We start from the raw sequence: 25,927 nt of genomic DNA, 5'->3' as shown, positions 1-25,927 counted from the left end.
ATGCCTCGGCGTCTGTCCGTCAATGCGGGTCGAGCAATGCCATTGTCCATCCCCTTCGCAAGCGAAGTTGAGGCGAGTTCGGTTTTCACCGGGCATTACTGGCGCATTGGACGACGCTCCTCTTGTTGCAGCCGCAAGCTAGCGGCCGGGTTGCAGGTGGTCAATGTCGGCAACGACGACTTTCAGGTCGATGACTGTGGCGTGGCGTCGCATCGGATTGCGTTCGATCGCGTCTCAGCCGGAGCGAATATCCAGAGCGCCTGGTCCGTTATCACGTTGCGTGTGATTTCAACCGCTTGAGAAGCGGGCGCAATCGCGTAAAGTTGGTCGATTGCAGCCTGGGGTTACGCCGGGCGCAGGCTGAGGGGCAGCGCTTGATCTTATTGTTGCAAGGCATGGAACACATCTGGGCCCGACCGGTACGCTCTGCAAAGCGCGTCGGCACGACGGCCTGTATATCATCTGGACATGAGCCCACATGATCCGTGATCTGACGGCCAAGCTGGCTTCCATCGCCATCATGATGTTTGCGCGCGCGCTGACTGCGGCGCGCGCCATCTGGCATGAGACTGGCCTCCCACCAAAGCAGAGTATCTATTTCGCCAATCATTCCAGCCATGGCGATTTCGTGCTGGTCTGGGCGGTGTTGCCACCATGGCTTCGGGAACACGCGCGGCCGGTTGCCGGAGCGGAATACTGGCTGAAATCGAAGCTCTCGGCCTTCATCGGTCGCGACGTCTTCGACGCCGTATTGATCGAGCGCGACGCGGCGGCCCGCACCCAGGACCCGGTCGAGCAGATGACGGCCGTCCTCAATGACGGCTCGTCGCTGATTCTCTTTCCCGAAGGAACACGCAACCAGACCGAGGCGCGGCTCCTGCCTTTCAAGAGCGGCCTCTACCACCTCGCCTGCAAGCGGCCGGACGTGGCGCTCGTGCCCGTCTGGATCAACAATCTCAACCGCGTGATGCCAAAGGGGGAGTTCGTGCCGATCCCGCTGATCTGTACCGTAAGTTTCGGCGAACCGATGCGCCTCAAGGCACAGGAGACCAAGGACGAGTTCATCGCTCGTGCCGAGGCCGCCCTGCGCTCGCTCGCCCCCTCTTCGACGGAAGACAATGCATGAGCGCGGCGAGCCTGGATATGCTCAAACTGCTTCTCGGCGTCGGCGGCATTCTCGCCCTGGCATCGTGCATCGGCTACGTGCTCAAGCAGAAGCTTTCACCGGACGGATCGAACGGAGCGATCGAGAACCTCAACGCCCGCATCAGGGCCTGGTGGGCGATGGTGGTGTTGATTGCCATCGCCTTCGTTGCCGGTCGGGTCGGCGTACTGCTGCTCTTTGCATTTTGTTCTTTCGCGGCGCTGCGTGAATTCATCACGCTCATCAACACCCGCCGCGGTGACCACTGGGCGATCGCCGCGGCCTTCTTCGTCGTGCTGCCGATCAATTATTTCCTGCTCTGGGCCGAGCAATACGGCATCTATTCGATCTTCGTGCCGGTCTATGCCTTTCTGCTGATGCCGATCATCGCGGTTCTGCACGGCGACACGCGCGACTTCCTGCTCAGGATCTCGGAGGTGCAATGGGCGCTGATGATCTGTGTCTTCTGCGCCTCGCATGTGCCGGCGCTGCTGACCCTGCAGATCCCGGGCTATGAGGGACGCAACGTTCTCTTGATCGCCTTCCTGGTCATCGTCGTCCAATCGAGCGACGTGCTGCAATATGTCTGGGGCAAGCTATTCGGCAGGACCAAGATCGCCCCAACGCTTTCGCCCTCGAAGACGGTCGAGGGTTTTGTCGGCGGGGTCGCAAGCGCCACCCTGATCGGCGCCTCGCTCTGGTGGATCACACCGTTCACGCCCGCCCAGGCGGCGTTGATGTCCTTCATCATCACCCTGATGGGCTTCTTCGGAGGGCTCGTCATGTCGGCGATCAAGCGGGACCGCGGCGTCAAGGACTGGGGCCATCTGATCGAGGGCCATGGCGGGTTGATCGACCGGCTGGATTCCGTCGTCTTCTCGGCGCCGATCTTCTTCCATCTGATGCGCTATTGGTGGTCGCTGACATGACCGCGAAGCTGAAGGGACTGGCGGGCAGCGGCGTCGTGCACGTGGCATTCGCTTTTTTCGCCATGGGCGGCTGGGCGCTTTTCGCCAACCGCCATCACCCGATGCCCAAGCCGCTTCTTGCCGCCGTCATCCAGGGTACGCTCTCGGCGCTTCTGACCCTTTACCTCAAGACAGCGGTCGACGCGCTTTCCCGGCGGTTCCGTGGAACCAAGCGATTGTTCCTGCCGCCGCTCCTCGCCTGTCTCGGCTCGTCGGCGGCGCTCGTGGCAATCCACACGATGAGCGGCACGCCGGAGGTCCTGAGGACGATCGCGTTGCCGCTCGCGGTGTCGACCACCTACGCCGCCATCTACAACTATTCCATCAACCGAGGAGAGCCCGGGCATGACCGGTGACCGCAGGCCGCTCGCAAGCCGCAACACCCGCTGGGCCCAGGCGATCGCCCGCCGCCTGGCATCGATGAATGTCACACCCAACCGGATCTCGCAGGCAAGCATGCTGGCCGCCGCCTTTGCCGGGCTGGCCTTCTGGCTGACGGGCGAAACCCAGGATGGCGTGAGGGTTACGCTGTTCATCGCTGCCGCCCTCTTCTGCCAGTTGCGCCTGCTCTGCAATCTCTTCGACGGCATGGTCGCCGTCGAGGGCGGCAAGGGCGAAGCCGACGGTCCGTTCTGGAATGAGTTTCCGGATCGGGTCGCGGATGTCTTCATCTTCGTCGGCGCCGGATACGGGATTGGCGCCCCCGCCCTCGGTTTTGCCGCAGCCGCCTTCGCCGTGCTGACCGCCTATGTACGCGAACTCGGCCGCGCCAATGGCGCCCCGAGCGACTTCTCCGGCCCCATGGCCAAACAGCACCGCATGGCGACAATCACGCTGGCTGCGGTCCTCTCGGCCTTTGAAGGTCTTTGGCTCGGCGACGGTGAAATCCTCTGGGCGGCGCTGCTGTTGATCTCGATCGGCGCGGCCTTAACCGCCCTCGTGCGTGCCCGCCGCCAGATCGCCTGGCTCCGGCACAACGCCACCCCGAAAGGCTGATCGTTCCTTACCGCTACAACTGAACGACGCCTGCGCGATAACCCGCAGGCGCCCCTTGACGTTTCGTTGCATCAATTACTAGATTGATTAGTCGATTTATTAAACTTGAACACTCGACGGGGCGGAGCGGCGTTGCCTGCACCCACTGGCGATCGAGAGGTTCATTTGTCGCAAAAGACTTCTGTTTCAATCGGCTACGGCGCGATCCTCCACGCCTTCCGCTACGGAGAACACGAATGACCAACCCCGACCGCATCGACGATGTCGACGCACTTCGCGGCTTTGCACTGCTCGGAATCCTTCTCGTCAACACCATGGCCTTCGCCTCCGCCTTCTACGGACTGGAACTCGCGGACCCCGCCTTCACCGGCATTGCCGATCGCACCGTGCATCTTGTGATCGCGCTGTTCTTCGAGATGAAGTTCTACCTGCTGTTCTCATTTCTATTCGGCTACAGCTTCACCCTGCAGATGCGCTCGGCGGAAAAATCCGGCGAGGCCTTCGTGCCGCGGCTCTTGCGTCGGCAGGCCGGCCTCTGGCTAATCGGTGTCGCCCATGCGGTTCTGCTCTTCCATGGCGATATTCTCACCACCTATGCCGTGCTCGGCATTGTCCTCCTGATGCTGCGAAACCGCAGCGACGGTGCCCTCTTCCGCCTGGCGAAATGGCTGGTGATTCTCGTCGCCGTCGCATGGGGCGCACTCGGGATTGTTGCCACCCTGGAACCAACGCCGCTTGATCGGCCTGGCATCCTTGCCGCCGCCAAGGCAACCGAACTTGCCTTCCGAGGCGACTGGCAGGCAATCATCAGCCAACACTTGACGGAGCTTTCGTCCGTCTGGGTGATCCTGGGTTTGCTGCAGGCGCCCTCGGCACTCGCGATGTTCGTACTCGGGCTCATCGCCGGGCGTCACAAGACGCTGGCGCGGCCGGAGGAAAACAAGGCGCTGTTCCAACGCCTGCTGCGCGCCGGCCTGTGGATCGGCCTGCCCGGCGCCATCGTCTATGCCTATGCCAGTGTCGAGATGATCGATTCGCCTGTCGCCATCATCGGGCTCTCGATCGGGCTGATCACCGGTCCGTTCCTGACGGGTGCCTATGTTGGCGGCGTGATGCTGTTCTTCGGAACGAAAGCTGGCCAACGGCTGCGCAAAGTGCTCGCGCCTGCCGGCCGCATGGCGCTCTCCAACTACCTCACGCAATCATTGATCGCCGCCCTGATCTTCCATGGCTACGGCCTTGGCCTCATCGGCCAGGTCACACCACTGACAACCGTGCTGATCGCGCTTGGCATCTTCACGGCGCAGCTTTTCACCAGCCGCTGGTGGATGACCTATTTCGCCTACGGCCCGCTCGAATGGGTCCTGCGCTTCATCACCATCTGGCGGGCGCCGCAATGGCGCAAACCGGTCGGCGCGCGCTGACAACACCTCCGACTGACCGCGGGAGCAGTCCCAAACCACCAGCGCACATGAAAAAGGCCGGTCGCGAGACCGGCCTTTCCTGATCGATGCAATCCCGGCTTAGACGAGGCGGGACTGTTCCAGCGCCGCTTCGACGAAGCTCGCAAACAGCGGATGCGGATCAAGCGGGCGCGACTTCAGTTCCGGATGGTACTGAACGCCGATGAACCACGGATGATCCGGATATTCGACCGTTTCCGGCAGCACGCCGTCCGGCGACATGCCGGAGAAGACAAGGCCGCAAGCCTCAAGGCGATCCTTGTAGTCGACATTGACTTCGTAGCGGTGGCGGTGGCGCTCGGAAATATCGGTCGAACCATAGATCTCGGCGATCTTGGTGCTGCCCTTGAGCGACGCGCGGTAGGCGCCGAGGCGCATGGTGCCGCCGAGATTGCCGGAGGCCGAACGCTTCTCGAGCTCGTTGCCCTTCACCCACTCGGTCATCAGGCCGACAACCGGCTCCTTGGTCGGGCCGAATTCCGTGGACGACGCCTTCTCGATGCCGGCGAGATTGCGGGCCGCTTCCACGACCGCCATCTGCATGCCGAAACAGATGCCGAAATAGGGGACCTTGCGTTCGCGGGCAAAGCGCGCCGCATTGATCTTGCCCTCGGAGCCGCGCTCACCGAAACCACCGGGAACGAGGATGCCATGCACCTTCTCGAGATAGGGCGCCGGGTCTTCCTTCTCGAAGACTTCCGATTCGATCCACTCGAGCTTGACCTTCACCCGGTTGGCGATGCCACCGTGATAGAGCGCTTCGATCAGCGACTTGTAGGCGTCCTTGAGGCCGGTGTACTTGCCGACGATCGCGATCGTGACTTCGCCTTCCGGCGTGCGGATACGATCGGCAACGCGCTCCCAGGCTTCCATGCGCGGCTTCGGCGCCGGCTCGATACCGAAGGCGGCCAGCACTTCGTTGTCGAGGCCTTCCTTGTGGTAAGCGATCGGAACGTCGTAGATCGAGGCAACGTCGAGCGCCTGGATAACCGCCGACTGGCGGACATTGCAGAACAGCGAGAGCTTGCGACGCTCGGCTTCCGGAATTTCACGGTCGGCACGAACGAGCAGGATATCGGGATGAATGCCGAGCGCCTGCAGTTCCTTGACCGAATGCTGCGTGGGCTTGGTCTTCAGCTCGCCGGCCGCCGGAATATACGGCATCAGCGTCAGGTGGACGTAGACCGCCGTGCCGCGCGGCAGATCGTTGCCGAGCTGGCGGATTGCCTCCATGAACGGCATCGCTTCGATATCGCCGACCGTGCCGCCGATTTCGCAGAGCACGAAGTCGTAGTCGTCGTTGCCTTCGGTGACGAAATTCTTGATTTCGTTGGTAACGTGCGGGATCACCTGGACCGTCGCGCCGAGATAGTCGCCGCGCCGTTCCTTGTCGATGATGTTCTTGTAGATCCGGCCCGTGGTGATGTTGTCGGTCTTCGTCGCCGAACGCCCCGTGAAGCGTTCATAGTGGCCGAGATCGAGATCGGTCTCCGCGCCATCGTCGGTTACGAAAACCTCACCGTGCTGGGTCGGGCTCATGGTGCCCGGATCAACGTTGAGGTAGGGGTCGAGCTTGCGCAGTCTCACCCGGTAGCCACGCGCCTGCAGCAGTGCTCCGAGAGCCGCTGCAGCGATGCCTTTTCCGAGGGAGGAAACCACGCCGCCAGTGATGAATACATATCGCGCCATGGGAGTCACCGGATACCTTTTAACAAATGATTCCGCCACCGAAAAATTCATGTTCCAGAACTTTTCGCCTTGGGATGGAGGCAGACTTCACACAAAACAAAACCGGCGGATGAAACATCCGCCGGCGGGTTCTTCTGAATTGCGGCCTTATTGGCCGCTGGGAACTTGCGATCCCGAATTGTTGTTGGCGGGCGTCTCAGTCGTTGTGCCGCCTGCCGGAGCTTCGCCCGATGTTGCCGGCGCCGTCGAGGGGACACCGTTGCCAGTCGCAGCGCCGTTACCGGTTGCCGGGGCCGTTGCCGGCTGCTGCTGGGTGGCGCCACCGGCTGGAGTCTGGGTGTTGCCGCCGCCGAGCGAATCGAGAACGCCGCCGCCGTTCGAGCTGGTGCCCGGGATACGGTCGAGGATGTCGGTCGCCTGCGGCTGATAGCGAGCAAGGATGCCCATGGCAAGCGCCAGGACAAAGAAGAGCGCGGCGAGGATCGCCGTCGTGCGGGTCAGCGCATTGGCCGTGCCGCGGGCGGACATGAAGCCCGAGCCGCCGCCGATGCCGAGACCACCGCCTTCGGAACGCTGAATGAGAACGACGCCGATCAGGGCGACGACCACCATGAGATAGATGACGAGTAGTACGGTCTGCATCAGCTTCCAGTCCTGCCCTTGGGGCACACGAATCAAACCATGCGCAAACTCGGCCTGGCCGGGCGCAATTTTTCGCCTCTTTATACCAAGCCGTACGCCATTCCAAGCCCCTGCCCGGCAACCCGGGCGATCAGGCTGTCAATTCTTCATAAGCCCGGTAGATGGCGAGGAAGTCTTCGGCTTTCAAGCTCGCGCCGCCGATCAGTGCGCCGTCGACATTGGCGACGCCCATCAACTCCATCGCATTGGAAGGCTTGACCGAGCCACCATAGAGGATACGCATCTTGGCTCCCGCGTCGGCGAAGCGCGACACGAGTTCCTTGCGCATGAAGGCGTGCGCTTCCTCGACGTCAGCCGCCGTCGGCGTCAGGCCCGTGCCGATCGCCCAGACGGGTTCGTAGGCGATGACGGTGTTTTCGGCGGTCGCCGCATCCGGCAAGCTCTCGGCGAGCTGGCGCCTCAGGACATCAAGGGTCTTGCCGGACTTGCGTTCGTCACCGGTTTCGCCGATGCAGACGATCGCCACGAGTTCGGCGGCGTGTGCGGCTTCCGTCTTCGCGCGCACCAGCGCATCGCTTTCGGCATGATCGGTGCGGCGCTCGGAATGACCGACAATGACGTGGGTGCCGAAACAATCGGCGATCATTTCGGCGGAAACGTCGCCGGTGTGGGCGCCCGACTGCTTCTGATGGCAATCCTGCGCGCCGATCAGCAACGGACTATCGTCGCAAAGCGCCGTCGCCACGTAGAGCAGGGTCGCAGGCGGGCAGATCAGCGTTTCGACCTTAGCGGAGAGTTCGCCCTTGACCCCTTCGGCCATCGCCTTGATCTGATCGAGCGAGGCGCGGGTTCCGTTCATCTTCCAGTTGCCGGCGACGAGCGGGCGGATATCGGGCGTCATGCAGTTTCCTCCGGATGCTTTTCTCCCGAAGCGGCCTAGCAAATGCGGCCGGCAAATAAAAGCGCTGACGGCGATTATTCCCGACGGCGGGGCTGGTTGCCTGCCCCGCCGCAAAGACACCTCATGCGGCGCGCGTCATCTCGACCACGGCAAACGGCAGCCCTTCGTCGTCGGTCGCCTTGCGTGCGGTTTCGACGAAACCGAGGCGGAGATAGAACGCGACCGCCGCCTGGTTGTCGGCATACACGCTTACATCCAGTCGCCCGAGCCGGGCGGTAGCATCCTCGACAAGCGCGCGACCGATACCGGCGCCGCGAATGTGCGGATCCACGAACAGCCCGCCGATGAAATTCCCGATCAGCCCGATGAAGCCCACGACCTTCCCGTCGATTTCGGCGACCCAGTTGTCGGCCATCGGCAGATAGGTGTCCCGCACAAGCTGCTTTTGGGAGAGCAGGCGGTCTTCGCCAAGGAACGGGTGACCGATGCGCGAGGCGGCAAGCCAGATTGTGAGTAGCCTTTCGCTCTCTTCCGTGCGCCAGGGCCGGATGGTGATGGGCTTGGCGCCAGCGACCGCCCGGCCCCTGCCCCCCGCTCCCTGCTTCCCTTGCGGCTGCAATGCCGCAATCGCATACATAAGCGGCAGGCTTGGCATGGTTGCAGGCGGCGCCATACGCCGGCCACCAAGGTCGCGCATGCCTTCGAAACCGATCCAGCCGTTGGAATAGGGATATTCCGTCAGACGCTCGATCCGGAGCCCGGCATCGATGAGCGCCTGGATCACATCCGCGATGCCCCAGTTGAACTCGAAAGATGGGTGGGGATTGCTAAAGCCCACCACACCCTCCTGGTAGCCTCCGGCCGCAAGACCGGCACCGGAATCCGCAACATAGTCGCCGACGCCCGCTTCGGCGACCGGTTCCTTCGGCGCGTAATCCTAGTGCGGCTTCCAGCTTGGGTCGAAGACCATCGCGAAGGGATGGAACTCGATGAAGGCGAAGCGCCCGCTGGGCTTGAGTACATCGGCGATACCGCGCGCCCAGACGCCGAGGTCCGACAGCCAGCAGATGGTGCCGTAGGACGCAAAGACGCGATCGAACCGCCGATCGTCTGCGCGGGCACGCTCGAACCATTCGAACAGGTCGGACCGTTCGAAGCTGGCCGCGATCCCGCATTCTTCGGAAAGGCGCGTGGCGAAGGCGATCGCCTCATCCGAGATGTCGACGCCGGTCACATTCGCGCCGAGGCGCGCAAGGCTCAGGCTGTCCTGGCCGGAGTTGCATTGGAGATGGAGGAGGTCCAGCCCGGCGATATCACCGAGCAGTTCGATTTCCTCCGGATAGAGCGTGGAGCCCCCGGCACGGAAAAAGGCCGCCTGGTCGCCCTTATGGCTGTTGTGCGCGACTGTCGCCGCATTCCAGGAGAGGCGATTGGCCTCGTGTAGATCGTTACTCATAGTCTACTCATGAAAATCGTGCGGCAGACACGGAGCCAGGGCCCCATGCTGCGCTGTTTTTAGAATTTCAGCACGGCCTCGAGCTCGTCGTCATAGTGCTCGCCCGTCGGCTCAAAGCCGAGCTCTCGATAAAATCCTTCGGGACTGCCGGGACCCTGTCCGTAACTCGTGTAGAGTTCGCGAAGACCGCGCGCCTTCAGATCACGAACGACAAGGGCAATCGCCTGCTTGCCAAAGCCCCTGCCCTGGAACGGACGGGCAATCATGAAGCGCCAGAGATAGACGCCGGGGCAATCGATACCGTCGTCCCAGTCGGATCCTTCATGCAGCATGATGAAGCCGACCAGCGTCTCTTCGGCATAAACAGCGCGGAACCAGGCATTCTCGGAAAAATGCGCCTCGGCAATCGAGGTGCCGTTGTCCGCCACCATGCTGCGCTGTTCGTCGCTTAGCGTTTCGCTGAGCTCGCAGACGTCGCAGACGGTCAGGGCTGAAATGCGCCGGAGGGTAATTTCGGCATCAGACGGCAATACGGTCCCACCATTGGAAACTCCTAAGAAAAATCAAAATGTTAAAAAAGAGCCGGAACCAGAACGGTCGACTTCGGATCACCCGCTAAAGGGGCAAACGGCACGTATGATGAAATCATGGCGAGAAAACGCCTGACCGTTCGCGATAGCGAACGGCGCTAGACTCCGGTTCGCAGATGGTCCTGGCCCTACCCTAGAAACCCAAAGTCACTTTGGTCGGCCTGCTGACGGATGTGTACCGCCGTTCTCCAGGCCGGCAATCGCCGCGTGAACGTCCGCCTCCACGTCTTCGTCGAACTGCTCGAAGATCGCATCGCCGATCAAGCCGTGAACCTCGCGCAGGTAAGGGGCAGCCGCCTCGCCTTCGCCAAGAGCGAGGTAGGAGCGTGCGATCGAAAGCGACGAAAGCGGCTGGCGCCGCTCCAAGGTCCACTCGCGGGACAGCAGCGAGACGGCGATGCTCTCGCGGTACCGCCCGGCATCGCAAAGTGCCGCGCCGTAACCACTCTTGATCCAGTAATACATGTCCGTGAAAGCGAGGTGGGCATCGGCTATGTCGGATGCCAGACGCCAGGCATCGATCGCCTCGCCATATTTGCCTTCGGTTCCAAGGCGGATGCCCGTGCGAGCCAGATCATAAGCCTCCCGCTCATGCGGACTCATTGGTGTCGTTTTTTTCTTCGGTGTCGTTTTTTTCTTCGTCATCTACGCCAGCCCAACTGCTTCCAGGAACAACCCCTCCGTGTCCCCTTCCACCGCAAGTGGACCACAGCTTGCTGACGTCAACAAGATCGCAGTGCAATTTTACGGTATTATCGGCGAATAAAAGCATGAGCTCATGGGTCTCACCGCCGTAACCGAGTTGTAGCGGCCGGGCTGGCGACCACGGAGACGAACATGTTGCGCAACGACAAGGCCGGGTTCGGCTGGGTCACCATCATCCTTCACTGGACGATTGCGGCGATCATCCTTGCCTTGCTCGCCCTCGGCTTCATCATGCGCCGGGTTCCGATCGACCCAGTGCTGCAGTTTTCGCTGTACCAGTGGCACAAGTCGCTGGGTTTCACCGCGCTTGGCCTGGCGGTGGTGCGCGCCCTCTGGCACGTGGTCGAGCTTCATCCGAAGCCGCCGGAAGGCCTCAGCCCCCTTGAGCAGCGCGCAGGCAGCGTCACTCATATCGTGCTCATGGGGCTTGCGCTCGCTGTCCCGCTTGCCGGTTGGGCCGTCGCATCCACCTCGACGCTGAACATCCCAAGCTTTTACTTCAACTGGGTCGTCATACCGCATCTGCCGATGGCGAAATCGGCACCGGCTGAGAACCTCTGGACGCTCGTCCATATGACGCTCGCCTATCTGCTCCTCGTCTTTGTGACGCTTCACGTATTGGCCGCCCTCTACCACCACTTTGCGCGGCGGGACGACGTCCTCGTCCGCATGCTGCCAACCGGATCGCGCCGCCATAAACGCTCCCAAACGGCGGGCGCGAATCCGGTCATCGCTGGAAGGAAGAAACCATGACACTGCGCTTGCAACCATCACCCAAGGCAATTGCACTCGCCTTGCTGGCGGCCATGTCCGTTAGTCCCTCGCTCGCTGTCGGCGCCGCGCCAGACCTTGCCGATGCGGCCGGAAACTACGGCATCACGCCCGCTTCCCGTATCCATTTCACGGTAGCACAAGCAGGCGGCGGAGGAATCGTCGGCGACTTCGGCAAATTTTCCGGCAGCTTCCGCATCGACCGAAATGATGTCGACCACTCGACCGTCGAGTTCACGCTCTACCCGGAAAGTGTGAAAACGGGAGAGAAGCGGACCGAGGATTTCCTGAAGTCCAGCGCCGTTTTCGACACCGCGAACTACAGCACCGTCACCTTCCGTTCGACGAATGTGAAGCAGACCGGCCCCGCTACGGCGGCGGTCGAAGGAACGTTGACCGCCCGCGGCACCTCGCGAAAGGAACGCTTCTCGGTGACGCTGCTTGACTGGAACCGCGGCTCGATCGCCTTCAACATCCGCGGCAACATCCACCGTTCGCCCTATGGCATGGATGTCGGCACGCCGATCTATTCCAACGTCGTCGAGTTCGACATGAACATCAAAGGGCAGAGGCGGTGAACGCCCCTGCCCCTTTATGAACGCAAGTCCTCGGCTCAGCCGATCTGGCTGCCGACGAAATCCTTGACGATGCGCACGATACCGCGGCCGAGCAGGTCGTCGAGCGCCGCGATGAACTGGTCGACATGAGCGCGCTCGCAGATCAGCGGCGGCTCGAGCCGGATGACGTTGCGATTGTATTCGGTAAAGGCCACCAGCACATCGTAGTCGCGTAGGAGCAGCGCGCCGATGAAGCCGGACAACGAACCCTTGAGTTTGTCGTCAAGCATGGAGACGACTGGGCGCAGCACCATCGGCAGCGTCTGGCTGAAGTCCTGGAACTCCAGGCCGACCATCAGCCCCTGGCCGCGAACGTCCTTGATGATCTTCGGGTATTTCTCCTTCAGCGCCTGCAGGCGATCGAGCAGATAGTTGCCGCTGTCGGCGGCCCGGTCGATCAGGTGCTCGTCATAGAGCACGTTGATGCCTTCGATCGCCGTGACGCAGGCCTCGCCCATGCCGCCAAAGGTCGCCATGGCATGGATCATTGCGGTCTTCGCCGTGCCGTAGGCCTTCATGTAGACTTCGCGACGGGCGATCATCGCGCCGACGGCTGCCTTGCCGGCGCCGAGCGACTTGGCGAGCGCTGTCACGTCAGGCACGACACCATAGTGCTCGAACGCATAGAAGCGGCCGGAGCGACCATAACCGCACTGTACCTCGTCGGCGACCCAGAGCACGCCGTACTTGTCGCAGAGCGCACGAAGCTTCTGCCAATACTCGGCCGGCGCCTGGATGATGCCGCCGCCTCCCTGGATGGTTTCGAGCACGATGACACCGATTTCCGGATCGGACTTGAAGGCGTTTTCCACCGCGTCGATATCGGCGAAGGGAACGCGCACCGTATTGTCGGTGAGCTTGAAGTCGGCGCGATAGAGTTGGCCGTCGGTGATGGCGAGCACACCCTTGGTCTTGCCGTGGAAGGAATTCTCGGCATAGACGACCTTAGGCCGCTTCGGACCGGCCGCACGCTCGGCAAGCTTGACGGCAGCCTCCATCGCTTCCGAGCCGGACGAGCCGAGGAAGACCATGTCGAGGTCACCCGGCGAGCAGGCGGCGATGTTCTTGGCCAGCGCCGCCGCATATTGCGACATGAAGGCGATGGCGATCTCGTGACGCTTCTCGTCCTGGAACTTCTGCCGCGCTTCAAGGATGCGCGGATGGTTATGGCCGAAGGCCAGCGAGCCGAAGCCACCGAAGAAATCGAGGATCTTGCGGCCGTTCTGGTCGGTATAGAACATGCCCTCGGCGCTTTCGATCTTCACCTTGTGGAAGCCAAGAAGCTTCATAAAGTGAAGCTGTCCGGGATTCAGATGCTCCTTGAAAGCCGTGGTGATGTCGCCGATCGACATGGCCTTTGCCTGTTCCACGGTGATCAGTTCGGGCTTTGTCACACCACCATCGAGCGAAGGGGCGGCAACGGCGATACGGTTCGGTATGTCCAACATGGTGTCTCCCCTCATTCGGCCGGCACGGCGAAGGCGGCGGTGGCCGCGGCACCCATTTTCTTTGCCCGATATTCGTCATAGGCGGCGACCAGCATGTCGCCATCATTGTATTCCGCACGCCATCCGAGCTCGCGCTTCAGCTTGCCGGTCTCACGCACGCACATCTCGTCGGCGATCAGATACTGCTCCGGATCCATGATCGGCTTGTTGATCAGATCGAAGAAGGCCAGCGTCTGCTTGACCGCGAAGGCGGGCGTCGGCAGCAGGAACGATTTGGAACCGGCGTGCTTGATGAGATTGCCGAGCAGGTCGCGCACCGAGGGCGGATTGTCGGAGCCGAGATTGTAAGCTTCATTCGGCACGCCACCCTTCCAGGCAAGGCGTGCAGCTTCGGCGCAATCGAAGACCGAGATGAACTGATAGGGCACCTTGCCCGAGCCGATCATCGGCACCGGCAGGTTCATGTCGATCAGCTTGAACAGCTTCTCGAGAATGCCGAGACGACCGGGGCCGATGATCAGGCGCGGGCGGAAGATCGAAATGTTCATGCCCTGCTTGCGCCATTGCACCGCAAGCTGCTCGGTCGCCCATTTCGACTTGCCGTATTCGCCGAGCGGCTTTGCCGGATGGGTTTCGGTCTGCGGCGATTGCACCGTGTGGCCGTAGATCATGTCGGTGGTGAACTGCACCAGGCGCGATGCGCCGGCGGCGTCCATGGCCTTCATGATGTTTTCGGCGCCGTAATAGTTGACGGGCCAGAAGAATTCCCAGCGCTTCGAGCGGATCTGCAGCGGCGACAGCATCTTGGCCGCCATATTGTAGACCATGTCATCGGGACCGATGCCGACCTTCTGTACAGCCTTCAGGTCAGTGACGTCGCAATGGACGAAGCGGGCGCGGCCGTAATGCGGCAGGTCGGACTTGACGATATCGGCGATCACCACGTCCTCGCCGTCCTTGACTAGACGTTCCGCCAGGTGACGGCCAACAAAGCCGTCGCCACCAAAGATGATGTGTTTCATGACTTGCTCCCGAATTCTGCAGTGCTCACCCCGGCTGCATCCGCCGACTTGTCATCGGCGTGGGATGAGATGCCCGACTGGGCGATAAGAAGGGTTCCTGCGCAGATCAGCGCGATGCCGGCGATGCGCCAGGCATTGAGGTCCTCGCGGAAAACGAAATAGGCGAAGACCGCGACTGCGACGTAGGCGAGGCTCAGGAACGGATAAGCAAAGGAAAGCTCGACCTTCGACAGCACATAGAGATGCGACGCCATCGAAATGACGAAGGTCGCGAGGCCGGCAAAGACCCAGGGGTTGAAGACGATCTGGAACAGCCGGACGATCGCCGTTTCAGCGGTCATCGAAATCGGCCCGAGCGTCAGCATGCCCTGTTTCAGCATGAGCTGAGCGGCAGCGTTGGTAAGCACCGTAAAGAGAATGAATGGAATATATTTCATTGTTTTACTCCCAGTCCCGCAAATGTACTTACGGGCAAGAGACGGATTTTCCGTGAAGTTTGAAAGTTTATTTGAATAAAATTGTCTGCATTCTCATTCTGGCAAAGCCAGAGCCGTGCGCTTCCAGAAGTTGGAAACGAGCGCAGGATCGCGCAATGCCTCGATCTTCCTCCAGGAAGGGAAAGACATTTCAAAGACTTGCGGGCTCATGCGAGCATCCTTGTACGGATTGACCGCACCGCCTGCCTCCACCACGATGCGATCGAGCGCATCCAGCAGCTTTACTGTTCGTTCACCTTGATTGGCGAAGTCCAATGTCAAAGTAAAACCGGGTCGCGGGAAGGACAGAACTCCGCGCGAGCCGATATCGCCAAAACGCTTGAGAACCGTCAGGAACGACGCATGGCCGGCCTTGCGAGCCGTTTCCATGAGTTGCGCGGTGATCGCCGGTGCCCGCTCTGCCGGGTAGACGCTCTGGTGCTGATAGAGACCGCGTGGGCCGTAAAGCCTGTTCCAGGCGCCGATGGCATCCAGCGGATAGAAATAGGAGGTCCAGGGAACCGTCGTCACGGTTTCGCCAGGCTTTTCCTTGCGGAAGTAATATTCGTTGAAGGCCTTGAGCGTTGTCCGGTTCAGAAGATTGAAGGGCGGCGCGAAGGGCACCGAAAGCTTCAATCCCTTCGGGATATCGGGCAGTTCACAGGAGCCGTCGGCATGGTCGCCGGCCAGCAGTACGCCCCTGCCCGCGCGGGCTCCTATAGCGAGTTGGTCGATCCAGGCAACGGAATATTCGTGCTCGTCGTCGACCCGATCGACGAGGGCGAAGTATTGGTCGAGATTATCGAAGCGGATCGCATGCTGTTGCACGTGCGGCGACGGCACCTTCATCAGCCGCAGATCCGCGGTCAGGATCAACCCCGTCAGGCCCATGCCGCCGATCGTGGCAGCGTAGAGTTCAGCGTTCTCTCCGGGCGAACAGGTCAATCGATCCCCGTTCGAGCGCAGAAGCGTGAAACCTGTCACGTGATTGCCGAAGGTGCCGCGCGCATGGTGGTTCTTGCCGTGCACGTCGTTGGCAAGTGCGCCGCCGACGGTCACGAAAGCCGTGCCGGGGGTGACCGGCAGGAAGAAGCGATGTTCGATCGCGCGTTCGAGCACCTCGCGCAACGTCACGCCGGCCTCGCAGGTCATCATGCCGGTGCCGGGATCGAAGGCGATGATCCGGCCATGCCGGCGGCTTTCGATCAGCGTGCCTCGGTCATTGTGGCAACTGTCGCCGTAGCTGCGGCCATTGCCGAAGGGCAAGTAGCCTTCCGCCTCCAGGCTGCCGAGGCGATCCTCATAGTCGTCAGGCGAAATGGCCGGCCGCGCGCGATTGTCGAGGCGGCCCCAGCTTTCATGGTCTTGCAAACTCATTGCGGCCCGATGGCTCCAAACAGTATCAACAGCGCGCCGATCAGCATGGTCAATTGGCTGCGCCAGTCACGCATGATGAAGACAACAGGGTCCTCATGCAGCATACCGCGACGCGCGAGCATCCAGATGCGCAACAACATATAGAGCACCAGCGGGCAAAGCGGCCACAGCGCCCACGGCGTGGTGTACATTTCCTGGAGTTCCTTGCTGTGCACGTAGAGCGCAAGGACCAGAGCCGAGGTGAAAGCGGAAGCAACGCCAGCCTGCCCCACCATCTCGAAATCGACAGCGAGATAGCCGCGCCCCGGAACGTTGCCGCCATCCTTGTCGTCGAATTCGTGCAACTCGACATAGCGCTTCACCAGCGCCAGGCTGAGGAAGAAGAAGATGGCGAAGGAGACCAGCCAGAAGGAGAGTTCCGTGCCCGTGGCCGCGGCACCGGCAACAATGCGCGTGGTGTAGAGGCCGGCGAGCGTGAAGACGTCGACCAACAGCTTGCGCTTCAGCACGAAGGTATAGGCAGTCGTCGCGCAGGCATAGAACGCCAGCACACCGGCAAATTTCCATGGCAGCAACAGCGTCAGCGACAGCGATGCCAGGACGAGGCAGCCGGCAAGTATGAGCGCTGTCGGCACCGACATCTGGCCGCTGGCGAGCGGCCTGTGACGCTTCTTTGCATGGCGGCGATCATTGGCGAGGTCCGAAAGATCGTTGATGACATAGACCGCCGAGGCGAGGAAGCTGAAGGCGAAGAAGGCGACGATGACGCTCATGATCGCGTCGAAATGCAGCACCTCATGATTGAGGATCATCGGCACGCCGATGAGTACGTTTTTCGCCCATTGATGCACGCGGATGGACTTCAACGGCGCAAGCGCGCTCACCTTGCCGGTCTCCAGCCGTTCCGCGTCATGATTGCGGCGCCACTTCTCCGCCGCAGCATCCGGGGCGACCACGATCGCACGCCGCGCTACCTCGAAAACGGCGATATCGTCACGGCTGTTGCCCATATAGTCGAAGGCACCGTCGCCGAAACGATCGACCAACGCCTGGCGCTTGCGGCTGCTCGTCAGATTGAGCGCATCGGTCGAATGCATGACCGAGGAAAAAAGTCCGACATGATCGGCAACGTCTCTGGCGACCGACGGTGCAGCGCCGGTGACGAGCACCAGTTCGCGGCCCGCCTTTCTCTCCTCGGCGAGCCGATCGATGACGGCCTGCCGGTAGGGCCAGTCCTGAGCCTTGCGGCCGGAACGCAAGGCCACCTCATGCTTCAGCCGCGCCTTGCCCTTCGCCAACCAGAACAGCATGGGAAAGAGCATCAGCGGATTGCGCAAGAGAATGATCGCCGCACCTTCCCACAGCGTATCGGCGGCCAACAAAGTACCGTCCAGATCCACACACAGCGGAATGTGCCGTGTCTCGGTGCGCGCGTCCATGAATTCCATCCCAGCCATAATTGCCGGGCATGATGACGTCTTCAACTTTCCAGAGTGGAAACGCGGGCCACAATCTCGCCCGGAAACTGTCGGGCTGGTTAACAAATGTCAGCGGCGCGGACAAAGGTCAGCGGCGACCGATCCAGTTCAATGCATCGCGCCAGTCGGTCATGCGCACCGGGGTGCCGTGCGAGCCGGTTTCGAAGAGGACGAAGCGTGTCGGGTAGCCTTGGCCCTTCAGCGTGCGATAGAGCGCTTTCTGGCTCTCGGCCGGATAGACGCTGTCGCGGCTGCCATGGCTGAAGAACATGGGCAGCTTCGCCTTGTAAGTAGCGCTCTTGGTGAAATCGGGGTCGCTTACGCCACCCATGACCATCATGCCGCTGAGAGCCGCGACCGCGGAGGCATCGCGCGAAACGCCCCAGCAGATGAAGCTTCCCATCGAGGCGCAGGCCAGCACCACGGGGCGACCGCCTGAGTGCTCGGAAACCTGTTTGACCAGGCCGGCGATATCCGCAGCGCCTGCCGTGTCGAAGGAGCGGACGCTCGGCGCGTAGTAGACTCCGCCATTGGCGACGGCGAGGTTCTTCAGCCGATTGAAGTTACCGCCGAAGGAAAAATCGTTGGTGCCGAGCCGGCGATCACCGCCGCGGCCGTGGATGAAGATCACCGTGAAGGCAGCGCCGCGATCCGGACCGACACGGGTCACGTCAAGCAAGCGACCGCCAATGTCGAGCTTCTCATTGACTTGCTCGCTTTTCACGCCCAGCGAAACATAGGCGCGCTTCACCCGGCGTTCCGGAATTTCGTCCCGTTCGTTGATGTCGCGCAGTTCCTGATATTCCACCGTCAGGTCGTCGCCGCCATCATTTTGTTGCAGCACCTTGGCATAGGAGAAAAGCTCGTCCTTGAAGGGTTTCAATGTCTGCGCTTGAGCCGCGGAAGCGCCTGCGGCGAAGGCCGCAGCCAGAAAAAGCCGGCGAAACGAAAAAACAGTTGTGGACACGGCCAATGACGGGCTCCCTCTTTGGCCGGAAGCCTTGCCATCGCACGGACGCCAAAGCAACACTTGCTCCGTAACAGGGCCGCAAAGGCGGCATTTCACCTGCAAGCGATGCCAGCATTCTCCTTTTGTTCGCTCTTTCGGCGGGAGTCTGGCAGAATTCAGGTGATTCGACCGCCGGGGGATGGCGGCAAAGTCGAGGTCTTGCTATGGCCTCTCCCCAAGTGACAGGAACGATCCGAACGGCCCCATGGACGACAACAGCGACCTCTTCTCAATGCCCGAGCAACCGAAGCCCGTACAGCCGAGCGCCAAACCGGCTGTGCCAGTGGCACCAGTCGCGCGCGAAGAGCCGCGCCCTGCCCCGAAGGGTAGCGACGGCAGCGACTACGATGCTTCGGCGATCGAGGTGCTCGAAGGGCTGGAGCCAGTTCGTCGTCGTCCGGGCATGTATATCGGCGGCACCGACGAGAAGGCGCTGCACCACCTCTTCGCCGAAGTCATCGACAACTCGATGGACGAAGCGGTCGCCGGTCATGCAAATTTCATCGAAGTCCACCTCGATGCCGACGGCTTCCTGACGGTCACGGACAACGGCCGTGGTATCCCGGTCGAGAACCATCCGAAATTCCCGGGCAAGTCGACGCTCGAAGTCGTCATGACCATCCTCCATGCCGGCGGCAAGTTCGACGGCAAGGCCTATGAGACGTCGGGCGGTCTTCACGGTGTGGGCGTTTCCGTCGTCAATGCGCTCTCCAATGCGCTCGAGGTCGAGGTCGCACGCAACCGCAAGCTCTACCGGCAGCGCTTCTCCCGCGGTATTCCACAGGGTGGGCTCGAGGAACTCGGCGACGTGCACAACCGCCGCGGCACGCGCGTTCGTTTCCATCCGGACCCGGATATTTTCGGTCCGCACGCGCATTTCGAGCCCGGACGGCTTTTCCGCATGGCGCGCTCGAAGGCCTATCTCTTCGGCGGCGTCGAAATCCGCTGGTCCTGCGATCCGTCGCTGCTGCAGGAAGGCTCGGAGATCCCGGACAGGGCCGTCTTCCACTTCCCGGGCGGCCTGAAGGATTATCTTGCCGCCACACTCGGCAAGGAATTCACCGTCACCCGCGAGATCTTCGCCGGCAAGTCGGAGAAGGCCAACGGCCACGGCTCGCTCGAATGGGCCGTCACCTGGTACGGCGGCGACCAGCAGGTCCATTCCTACTGCAACACCATCCCGACGCCCGAGGGCGGCACGCACGAAGCGGGCTTCCGCATCGCGCTGACCAAAGGCCTGAAAAACTATGCCGAACTGACGCAGAACAAGCGCGCGTCGATCGTCACCACCGACGACGTGATGATCTCGGCGGCGGGCATGCTGTCGGTCTTCATCCGCGAACCGGAATTCGTCGGCCAGACGAAGGACAAGCTCGCGACGGTCGAGGCACAGCGCATCGTCGAAAACGCGCTCCGCGACCCCTTCGATCACTACCTTGCCGACAATCCCGGAGAAGCCGCCAAGCTGCTCGACTGGGTGGTCGAGCGCGCCGAAGAGCGCGTCCGCCGGCGCAAGGAAAAGGAAGTCAACCGCAAGACGGCAGTGCGCAAGCTGCGCTTGCCGGGCAAGCTTGCGGACTGCTCGCAGAACACGGCCGAAGGCGCTGAACTCTTCATCGTCGAAGGGGACTCGGCTGGCGGATCGGCAAAGCAGGCGCGCAACCGCGCCAACCAGGCGATCCTGCCGCTTCGCGGCAAGATCCTCAACGTCGCGAGCGCAGGCCGCGAAAAGCTCAGCGCCAACCAGCAGATCACCGACCTCATTCAGGCACTCGGCTGCGGCACGCGTAGCAAGTACCGCGAAGAGGATTTGCGCTACGAACGCATCGTCGTCATGACCGACGCCGACGTCGACGGCGCGCATATCGCCTCGCTGCTCATCACCTTCTTCTATCAGGAGATGCCAGAGCTCATTCGCGGCGGTCACCTCTATCTCGCCGTACCGCCGCTCTATCGCATCAGCCAAGGCTCGAAGACGCTCTACGCCCGCGACGATGCGCACCGCGAAGAACTGATGCGGACTGAATTCGCCGGTCGCGGCAAGGTCGAGATCGGCAGGTTCAAAGGTCTCGGCGAGATGCTGCCCGCGCAGCTCAAGGAAACGACGATGGACCCGAAGTTCCGCACGTTGCTCAAGGTGGAGATCGACGAGATTGATTTCGAGGGCACGCGCGAGGCGGTGGACAATCTGATGGGGACGAAGGCCGACGCCCGCTTCCGCTTCATCCAGGAGCGCGCCGTGTTCGCCGAAAACCTGGATATCTGATTGGGCGATGGATGCGAAGGCGCATGACGTTCTTGCGCGCCGCACTCCCTGAGCAATCAATTTTGAGAACGGCGGCCCTCGCGCCGCCGTTTTGATTTTCAGCTCACGGGACCACTCGGCGTGGCGAGATCATGCCGCCTGGCGAACAGGCTTTTCCATGAACAGGCTGAGCGGATCCGGCTGATAGTAACCAAAGGGCGGACGCTCGATATAGCCGGCCGCCTTGTAAAGTCCGATCGCTTCGGGCTGATAGATGCCGGTTTCGAGGCGAATTGCCGTGTAGCCGAGTTCACCTGCGCGCGCTTCCAGTGCCTGCAACAGCAGCTTGCCGAGCCTCAGCCCCCTCGCCTCCGGATCGACGAACATACGCTTGATCTCAGCCGTACCGTCGCCGGCCTCTACCAGGGCGCAGCAACCGACGATGTTGTCGTCACGCCGCGCCACAAAGAAGGAAACCCCCGGCTGCTCCAGGCTCGAAAGGTCGACCATGTGGTTGCTTTCGGCGGGATAGAGCGAAGCGGCATAGGCGTCGGAGAGTTCCAGCAGACGCACGACCTGCGCTTGGCGTGGCTGCTCCAGGGCTATGGCTACGGCAGGCAATTGTTTCGTCCTTGTCGATTTTAACTGTTTGCGGCCGGACGTTAGTGCCACCCGTACCGCCAGCCAATACGTCAAATGACGCAGGCGCGCGCTACCCTATCAATCCGGCTAACGGGCTGAAACAATTTGTTCCCTATCACCTGCAACGCCGCCCTATTTCGGGGAGAATCGCACAGGCATAGGTTGATCGCATCACAACCTCCAGGGACCGACAGGATCACCATGCAAGCGGCGCTGATTGTCATGACCATTCTCGGCTGCGACCACGATGTCAGCCAATGCCAGTACATCTCGACGGTCAACGGCACATGGCCGTCGATCGCCCAATGCGACACGGACTCGCAGGCGCAACTACCGAAGTTCTCGAACGCCAACTATCCGGTCGTCGTCGCGGTTTGCGAAACCTCCGGCCCCGCCCTTGCCGACCTCACCCCACCACCGGCCGGCTCGCAACAGAGCCAGATTCCGCCCTCGCAGGTGACGGAACCGGAGCCGGAACAAAACCTGCCGAAACGGACGCTGGCTTTCCTGTCCGGCGCCATGCCGGACCGGGAGAAGCTCAAGACCATCGTCACAAAACCGGTGCACTACATCGAAGACGGCTATTCCTGGGTCGCTCGCCGCTTCACCAACTAGCGGGCACGCTCACACCAGACAGTGCCGATCAGGCTTTCGGCGCTGGCCATGACCGCCTCTTCTTTGGTTCGTCGGCAGGCAGATGCGCCGGAAACGGCGATGCGGTGTGCATGACATAGGAAACGCCAGCGAAGGCATCGGCCCAGCCTTTTTCGCCCAGCGGGTCCGCTTCGGCAAAACTCAGTTTGGCCGCCTCCGTGCCGCCGGCGGCGCGGATTGATCGTTCGATCTCCTCTACGCGCGCCAGGTCCCGAACGGTGCCGCGTACGTTGTAGCCCCGCCGCAACAGGAGGAGCGCGACGTGACGCCCGACAAAGCCGCCTATGCCGGTTACAGCAACGGGTGCGTCGGCCCTCGCGTTCATGCCTCAGTTCCTCATTGATCGCGAACCCGCAATCATCGGACCGCCAGCAGAATTGGGTGGAGACGTCGCGGATACAATCCGCCGCAATAGAAGTCAGGCGGCCTGCCGCGCCGCAAGTTCCGCATAATTGCGAGCCGACTGCCGTTCCTCGGCAAATGCCAGGCGTTCGAGCAGATCGATCATCGCGGTGTTGACCGATGACGGGCGCTCATTCCGCAGCCGCGCGAGCAGCGCCGTGGAGACGGAAGCCGTGCTGTCGTTTCCAGCTGAAGTGTCCTGGCGCCAGAAAAGCACGGCCGCAGCAAAGGTTTCGCTGACATCGTGGCCGAGGCCGGCGCTCTCGAACAGAGCACGGATCGAATGAACGCGGCCGCCGGACAGGATGGAGCGCACGCGCTTCTCGCAAACGCCGGAGAGATCGACGATCGCGGCCGAGAAAAACTCCGCACGGCCGGTCACCAGCGCGTGCAGCAGGAAGGCTGGGGTCAGGCGGCCGGTCTCACGCAGATGCACCACGAGGCCAGGCAACTCGTCCACAGCCAGCGTCCCGGCCATGCCGACGGCAGCAATATCGCAAGCTTCCCGCATGATCCGCTGGACCCGGGCTTCGCCGATCGCCATCTGCACGAGACCGAAGGCTGCCAGCGCCGCTCCCACCTCTTCCACCAGCGCGTGGCGGGCATCGCTTGGCAGGTCCGGCCGGGCAAGCAGCAGGTCGCGCACGGCCGCGAAGCAGCCGAGACGCTCGGCAATGCGTTTCAACGATCGGCGCGACAGGTTGGCGCCGGCGTTTTCCAGGAGGATCAGAATTTCTTCCTCACCGCCGATTTCGGCGATTGCGGCCGATACGGCACGGGAGACGAAGCTGCGCGCCGCGATCAGAGCGCGCGTTTCGAGCGTTCCCCTGGCAGCAAGGTCGACCAAGTCCTCGTCGGTCAGGACAGGCGAGCGGGATATGACGACATAGGCAATTTCCGGCTGGTCTTCGGCAAGGCCGAGAATGATGCCGCGCGGAACGGACGAGCAGCCACAAAGCGCATCAGCGAGTGCACGCCGAACCTTCGGCGACGGATCGTCGAGCAGGAAGGTCATCGCCATCTCAGCGGCGCGGCGATCGAGGCCATTCATCTGCGCGTCGACATAGGCGCGACCGAGCGCACTGGCGGCGCGGGTGCGTTCACCCGTTCTCGCCGTTTCCACCCAGCGAAGAAATGCTTGTATGATCACCTACGCCCCACTAGACCACGCCAATGCCACCGATGTTCAAACCCTAGCCGGCAAAGGTTTAAGATTGGTTCACCATGTCTGTTAACCGCTCCCAAACCATGAAGCCGCTGCTGATCGTTAAGGGTACGGCTCCGGCGATGGAAGTCGCTGTGCTCAATGCGCTCGCCGGTGTCATCATGGATATCGGTTGCGACACAGAAATAGTGCGCAGCATGGCGCGTTTGGCAGGCCGCAGCTTCGCCCTTCTTGCGCGCGTCGAACCGCTGGAGCGGCTGGACGAAGAGGCATTGAACCGGCTACTCGACAGCGGTGTCGACGGTATCGTGCTTTCCGGATGCCGCGGGCGCGCCGACATACAACGGCTCGACGTGATGTTGCGGGTTGCGGAAGCCGCCAACGGTACCGCGCCCAACCGTATTCGGATCTATGCGGAATACGGCGGCTCGCCGGGAGGCCTGTTATCGCCCAATCCGCTGACAGGTTCGTCGTCCCGCCTGGAAGCGCTGATCTTCAACGGTGCAGCGTTGGCCAAGTCCCTTGGCTGTCTGGAGCCGACCAGCGCTCCCCATCAGCGCGTCGAAGCGCCGATCCTTGCCGGACGAGCATATGTGGTCCTGAGGGCGTGCGAAGCTGGTGTGCCCGCCTATGAGGTGCTACCTGCTGCCACCCCCGACGAAGCCGCGACACGGTGGGCGCATTCACTGAGCCGGGACAACGGCTTTGCCTCGGTCGTTTGCAACTCGATCGAACAGGCAACGATCGTAAGCAACACGTGACCTATCAGGCGCGCAAAGTCGCTGATCTCAGAGGGTCGGGCGTGTCATCTGGAAGACGTCGCCGCCGTCGCAATAGTCCATGTAGCCGAGACGGGCGAGCGGCCTGACCGTCGCCATGTCGAAGCGGCCATCGCGGATTGCTTCCTCGCGGATATGAATGCCGACGACCTGGCCGATGACGACATAGTTGTCGGACACTTCGCCATCCAAGCCCTTCGGTTGAAACATCTCCGTCATCCGGCACTCGAGCGCAGCAAAGGCCTCACCGACGAACGGCGCCTTCACCAGAGTGCCGTTGACTGGCGTGAGCCCGGCGATCTCGAATTCACTCTCACCGTGCGGCGCGGGAATTGACGTCTTGTTCACAGCCTCGGCAAGACTGCGGCTGGCGAAGCTCGCCGTGAACTCACTGGTTGCTTCGATGTTGCGGACCGAATCCTTGTAGCCGCTCGATGAGAACATCACGAGCTTCGGCCGATCACTGATGGCATTGAAGAAAGAATAGGGCGCGAGGTTATGCGAACCGTCGCGCCCACGCGTGCCGATCCAACCGATCGGCCGCGGCGAGACGATGGCCTTGAAGGGGTCATGCGGCAAGCCGTGACGATTCGAGGCCGTATCGTAGAACATCAGGCGCCCTCGCCAACCCAGGTGACGATCTCTTCAAGCTCGGGCCTCGGCCGCTCCGTCGGCGGCACCATCGCAGTGCCGATGTGAATGAAGCCGGCTGGCTTCTCACCCGGCTTGACGCCCAGCAAGGGATAGGCGCGCTCGTCGAAGGCAAACCATTCGGTCAGCCAGTTGGAGGCGTAGCCAAGTGCGTTTGCGGCCATCAGCAGGTTGAGGCACACGGCACCGGCAGACATCTGTTGCTCCCATTCCGGAATCTTGAAGTGCGGCGCAGCCGTGCTGACTACGGCGACCACGACCGGCGCCCGCGTCAGCCGCGTTTCCTCGACCTTGATCATTTCTTCCGAGAGATCGGGCTTCACTGCGAGCGCCATCGCCTTCAGCTCGGCGCTGATGCGCGCCCGCTCCTCACCGCGGTAGACGATAAAGCGCCAGGGTGCGAGCTTGCCGTGGTCCGGGACGCGGGAGGCGAGCTTCAACATCTCCTCGACCTCGGTCTTGCTGGGGCCGGGTTCGCCCATCTGGAATGCGGGGATCGAGCGACGGGACGCGAGATAATCAACAAGCTTAATTTCGGTTTTCATGTCGGATGAATTCCACTAATTTGCCGCAGCATCGGCAGCCACGAAAATGCCATATCGGCGTCCCAAGTGGAGTCACTCAGTCAGGAAGTCAA

At 61.9% G+C, this 25,927-nt stretch carries 28 protein-coding genes; 10 read left to right on the top strand and 18 right to left on the bottom strand.

Annotation, left to right across the window (positions count from 1 at the left end; translation table 11 throughout):
* Window positions 1-478 precede the first annotated feature (478 nt).
* From BLU35_RS05815 to BLU35_RS05795, 5 genes are all read left to right on the top strand, one after another.
* A complete protein-coding gene (locus BLU35_RS05815; protein ID WP_502688135.1) occupies window positions 479-1,126 on the top strand; it encodes a lysophospholipid acyltransferase family protein in 648 nt (215 codons plus the stop codon).
* On the top strand, window positions 1,123-2,073 hold the full coding sequence (locus tag BLU35_RS05810; protein ID WP_093232377.1) for a phosphatidate cytidylyltransferase: 951 nt from the start codon (window positions 1,123-1,125) through the stop codon (window positions 2,071-2,073). The genes BLU35_RS05815 and BLU35_RS05810 overlap by 4 nt, the downstream gene beginning before the upstream one ends.
* On the top strand, window positions 2,070-2,468 hold the full coding sequence (locus BLU35_RS05805; protein ID WP_057255650.1) for a hypothetical protein: 399 nt from the start codon (window positions 2,070-2,072) through the stop codon (window positions 2,466-2,468). The genes BLU35_RS05810 and BLU35_RS05805 overlap by 4 nt, the downstream gene beginning before the upstream one ends.
* The gene (locus BLU35_RS05800; protein ID WP_058320571.1) at window positions 2,458-3,108 is read left to right on the top strand and encodes a CDP-alcohol phosphatidyltransferase family protein; all 651 of its coding nucleotides are present in this window, start codon (window positions 2,458-2,460) and stop codon (window positions 3,106-3,108) included. The genes BLU35_RS05805 and BLU35_RS05800 overlap by 11 nt, the downstream gene beginning before the upstream one ends.
* A gap of 236 nt (window positions 3,109-3,344) precedes the next feature.
* Window positions 3,345-4,532 (top strand): DUF418 domain-containing protein, encoded by a 1,188-nt coding sequence (locus tag BLU35_RS05795; RefSeq protein WP_093232376.1) that lies wholly within the window; start codon window positions 3,345-3,347, stop codon window positions 4,530-4,532.
* Window positions 4,533-4,631: 99 nt separating this feature from the next.
* Here the strand turns inward: BLU35_RS05795 and pyrG are convergent, their stop codons facing one another.
* From pyrG to BLU35_RS05765, 7 genes are all read right to left on the bottom strand, one after another.
* Window positions 4,632-6,269 carry a CTP synthase gene (gene pyrG, locus BLU35_RS05790; RefSeq protein ID WP_082616291.1) on the bottom strand — a complete coding sequence of 546 codons (1,638 nt, stop codon included), beginning with the start codon at window positions 6,267-6,269 and terminating at the stop codon, window positions 4,632-4,634.
* A 138-nt stretch (window positions 6,270-6,407) separates the two neighbouring features.
* Window positions 6,408-6,902 carry a preprotein translocase subunit SecG gene (gene secG / locus BLU35_RS05785; RefSeq protein ID WP_093232375.1) on the bottom strand — a complete coding sequence of 165 codons (495 nt, stop codon included), beginning with the start codon at window positions 6,900-6,902 and terminating at the stop codon, window positions 6,408-6,410.
* A 130-nt stretch (window positions 6,903-7,032) separates the two neighbouring features.
* Window positions 7,033-7,803, bottom strand: a complete 771-nt coding sequence (gene tpiA, locus BLU35_RS05780) for a triose-phosphate isomerase (RefSeq protein WP_093232374.1) — start codon at window positions 7,801-7,803, stop codon at window positions 7,033-7,035.
* Between the two features lie 121 nt (window positions 7,804-7,924).
* The gene (locus tag BLU35_RS36610; RefSeq protein ID WP_353615017.1) at window positions 7,925-8,641 is read right to left on the bottom strand and encodes a GNAT family N-acetyltransferase; all 717 of its coding nucleotides are present in this window, start codon (window positions 8,639-8,641) and stop codon (window positions 7,925-7,927) included.
* A 99-nt stretch (window positions 8,642-8,740) separates the two neighbouring features.
* A complete protein-coding gene (locus BLU35_RS35900) occupies window positions 8,741-9,259 on the bottom strand; it encodes a class I SAM-dependent methyltransferase (RefSeq protein ID WP_210185115.1) in 519 nt (172 codons plus the stop codon).
* Between the two features lie 59 nt (window positions 9,260-9,318).
* Window positions 9,319-9,789 carry a GNAT family N-acetyltransferase gene (locus BLU35_RS05770; RefSeq protein WP_058328565.1) on the bottom strand — a complete coding sequence of 157 codons (471 nt, stop codon included), beginning with the start codon at window positions 9,787-9,789 and terminating at the stop codon, window positions 9,319-9,321.
* A 207-nt stretch (window positions 9,790-9,996) separates the two neighbouring features.
* Window positions 9,997-10,452 carry a hypothetical protein gene (locus BLU35_RS05765; RefSeq protein WP_058328564.1) on the bottom strand — a complete coding sequence of 152 codons (456 nt, stop codon included), beginning with the start codon at window positions 10,450-10,452 and terminating at the stop codon, window positions 9,997-9,999.
* A 234-nt stretch (window positions 10,453-10,686) separates the two neighbouring features.
* Between BLU35_RS05765 and BLU35_RS05760 the strand changes: the two genes are divergently transcribed.
* A complete protein-coding gene (locus BLU35_RS05760) occupies window positions 10,687-11,307 on the top strand; it encodes a cytochrome b (protein WP_093232373.1) in 621 nt (206 codons plus the stop codon).
* Entirely contained in the window at window positions 11,304-11,903 is a 600-nt protein-coding gene (locus tag BLU35_RS05755) for a YceI family protein (protein WP_058328562.1), read from the top strand. The genes BLU35_RS05760 and BLU35_RS05755 overlap by 4 nt, the downstream gene beginning before the upstream one ends.
* A 35-nt stretch (window positions 11,904-11,938) precedes the next feature.
* Here the strand turns inward: BLU35_RS05755 and BLU35_RS05750 are convergent, their stop codons facing one another.
* The 6 genes from BLU35_RS05750 to BLU35_RS05725 form a co-directional block, all read right to left on the bottom strand.
* Window positions 11,939-13,390 carry an aspartate aminotransferase family protein gene (locus BLU35_RS05750; protein ID WP_176907137.1) on the bottom strand — a complete coding sequence of 484 codons (1,452 nt, stop codon included), beginning with the start codon at window positions 13,388-13,390 and terminating at the stop codon, window positions 11,939-11,941.
* Between the two features lie 11 nt (window positions 13,391-13,401).
* Window positions 13,402-14,412 carry an NAD-dependent epimerase/dehydratase family protein gene (locus tag BLU35_RS05745; protein ID WP_093232371.1) on the bottom strand — a complete coding sequence of 337 codons (1,011 nt, stop codon included), beginning with the start codon at window positions 14,410-14,412 and terminating at the stop codon, window positions 13,402-13,404.
* Window positions 14,409-14,849 (bottom strand): EamA family transporter, encoded by a 441-nt coding sequence (locus BLU35_RS05740; protein ID WP_058320563.1) that lies wholly within the window; start codon window positions 14,847-14,849, stop codon window positions 14,409-14,411. Before BLU35_RS05740 ends, BLU35_RS05745 begins: the two co-directional genes overlap by 4 nt.
* 93 nt (window positions 14,850-14,942) lie before the next feature.
* The gene (locus tag BLU35_RS05735) at window positions 14,943-16,265 is read right to left on the bottom strand and encodes an FAD-binding oxidoreductase (protein ID WP_176907135.1); all 1,323 of its coding nucleotides are present in this window, start codon (window positions 16,263-16,265) and stop codon (window positions 14,943-14,945) included.
* Window positions 16,262-17,704 carry a UbiA family prenyltransferase gene (locus BLU35_RS05730; RefSeq protein ID WP_093232478.1) on the bottom strand — a complete coding sequence of 481 codons (1,443 nt, stop codon included), beginning with the start codon at window positions 17,702-17,704 and terminating at the stop codon, window positions 16,262-16,264. Before BLU35_RS05730 ends, BLU35_RS05735 begins: the two co-directional genes overlap by 4 nt.
* A gap of 127 nt (window positions 17,705-17,831) precedes the next feature.
* Window positions 17,832-18,716, bottom strand: a complete 885-nt coding sequence (locus tag BLU35_RS05725) for an alpha/beta hydrolase (protein WP_093232370.1) — start codon at window positions 18,714-18,716, stop codon at window positions 17,832-17,834.
* Between the two features lie 241 nt (window positions 18,717-18,957).
* Here BLU35_RS05725 and parE point away from each other — a divergent pair, with 241 nt between their 5' ends.
* Window positions 18,958-21,018, top strand: coding sequence for a DNA topoisomerase IV subunit B (parE, locus tag BLU35_RS05720; protein ID WP_093232369.1), 2,061 nt, complete (start codon window positions 18,958-18,960; stop codon window positions 21,016-21,018).
* Window positions 21,019-21,147: 129 nt separating this feature from the next.
* On the opposite strand, the gene BLU35_RS05715 is transcribed toward parE, so the two are convergent.
* Entirely contained in the window at window positions 21,148-21,618 is a 471-nt protein-coding gene (locus BLU35_RS05715; protein WP_093232368.1) for a GNAT family N-acetyltransferase, read from the bottom strand.
* Window positions 21,619-21,840: 222 nt separating this feature from the next.
* Here BLU35_RS05715 and BLU35_RS05710 point away from each other — a divergent pair, with 222 nt between their 5' ends.
* Window positions 21,841-22,254: a hypothetical protein gene (locus BLU35_RS05710; RefSeq protein ID WP_093232367.1), complete on the top strand. Its 414-nt coding sequence runs from the start codon at window positions 21,841-21,843 to the stop codon at window positions 22,252-22,254.
* Between the two features lie 28 nt (window positions 22,255-22,282).
* On the opposite strand, the gene BLU35_RS05705 is transcribed toward BLU35_RS05710, so the two are convergent.
* Both BLU35_RS05705 and BLU35_RS05700 read right to left on the bottom strand, forming a co-directional pair.
* Window positions 22,283-22,618, bottom strand: coding sequence for an NAD-dependent epimerase/dehydratase family protein (locus BLU35_RS05705; RefSeq protein ID WP_093232366.1), 336 nt, complete (start codon window positions 22,616-22,618; stop codon window positions 22,283-22,285).
* 93 nt (window positions 22,619-22,711) lie between these two features.
* Window positions 22,712-23,845, bottom strand: coding sequence for a DUF2336 domain-containing protein (locus tag BLU35_RS05700; RefSeq protein WP_093232365.1), 1,134 nt, complete (start codon window positions 23,843-23,845; stop codon window positions 22,712-22,714).
* A gap of 74 nt (window positions 23,846-23,919) precedes the next feature.
* Between BLU35_RS05700 and BLU35_RS05695 the strand changes: the two genes are divergently transcribed.
* Window positions 23,920-24,621 carry an aldolase/citrate lyase/malate synthase family protein gene (locus BLU35_RS05695; protein WP_093232364.1) on the top strand — a complete coding sequence of 234 codons (702 nt, stop codon included), beginning with the start codon at window positions 23,920-23,922 and terminating at the stop codon, window positions 24,619-24,621.
* A 27-nt stretch (window positions 24,622-24,648) separates the two neighbouring features.
* Here the strand turns inward: BLU35_RS05695 and BLU35_RS05690 are convergent, their stop codons facing one another.
* Both BLU35_RS05690 and BLU35_RS05685 read right to left on the bottom strand, forming a co-directional pair.
* Complete coding sequence (locus tag BLU35_RS05690; protein WP_093232363.1) at window positions 24,649-25,251, bottom strand: flavin reductase family protein; 603 nt, start codon at window positions 25,249-25,251, stop codon at window positions 24,649-24,651.
* A complete protein-coding gene (locus tag BLU35_RS05685) occupies window positions 25,251-25,835 on the bottom strand; it encodes a nitroreductase family protein (protein ID WP_093232362.1) in 585 nt (194 codons plus the stop codon). The genes BLU35_RS05690 and BLU35_RS05685 overlap by 1 nt, the downstream gene beginning before the upstream one ends.
* Window positions 25,836-25,927 lie beyond the last annotated feature (92 nt).

Origin of the sequence: Sinorhizobium sp. NFACC03 (assembly GCF_900103435.1) — a bacterium.
GTDB lineage: Bacteria > Pseudomonadota > Alphaproteobacteria > Rhizobiales > Rhizobiaceae > Ensifer.
Note: the sequence above shows the minus strand (reverse complement) of the source record. Positions and strands in the feature narration are given on the sequence as shown.